This is a genomic window from Mesorhizobium sp. M8A.F.Ca.ET.021.01.1.1 (assembly GCF_003998025.1).
Classification (GTDB): domain Bacteria; phylum Pseudomonadota; class Alphaproteobacteria; order Rhizobiales; family Rhizobiaceae; genus Mesorhizobium.
In genome coordinates this window covers 1-793 of record NZ_RZSJ01001033.1, presented here as the reverse complement: position 1 = coordinate 793, position 793 = coordinate 1, and the positions used below count along the sequence as shown (strand labels likewise).

The following is a 793-nucleotide window of genomic DNA, read 5'->3' as shown; positions in this document are numbered from 1 at the left end:
CTGCCATTGGAACGCGCATCGACACCGCCGCCATCGCGGGCGGCGCCGCCACTGCCGCCAACGCCCACGGAAACGATGGCCGAGACGGCGATCGAAAAGCCGCCATTGCCGCCGCCGCCGCCAACCGACTGCACGATGATGCCGGCCGAATCCGCGCCATGCGTCGTCACATCGGACTGGGTGCCGTTGAAGGTGACCGCATCGCCGGTGCCGCCGCCGGCGCCTTTCCTGCCGATGCCGACACTGACGCCGGCGCTGCCTGCGACGCTGCCGCCGCCATTGCCGCCACCGCCGCCGATCGACTGCGCGATGATGCCGGCGGAGCGATCCTGGAATGTTTCGACGCTGCCGCCGGTCGTCATGTTGACCGTGCCGCCCTTGCCGCCCGGGCCGCCTTCGCCTCCGACGCCGACCGAGATAAGCGCGGAGATCGACAACGCAAACCCGCCATTGCCGCCGCCGCCACCCACCGACTGCGTCAGGATGCCGGTCGAGTCGGTGCCATGCGTCGTCACATGCGAGGTGCCGACATTGTAGATGACGTTACCGCCGGCGCCGCCCGCGCCACCCTTGCCGCCAATCGAGGCCGAAACCGCTCCGCTGACCGTATAGCTGCCGCCGCCATTGCCGCCGCCGCCGCCCACCGATTGCGTCAGTATGCCGATGGCAGAGATTCCGCTCGTCTCGACCGTTGGACCGCCGGCGGCCTGCTGGACGTTGACGTCGCCGCCATTGCTGGCCGCACCGCCGGAACCGCCGACGCCGACCGCGACCACGGGGCCGCCGGCGGTCC

General features: G+C 71.0%; 1 pseudogene. It reads right to left on the bottom strand.

From position 1 onward, the window contains the following. Positions 1–793: pseudogene (locus tag EOA36_RS37630) on the bottom strand (autotransporter outer membrane beta-barrel domain-containing protein); the annotation flags it as partial.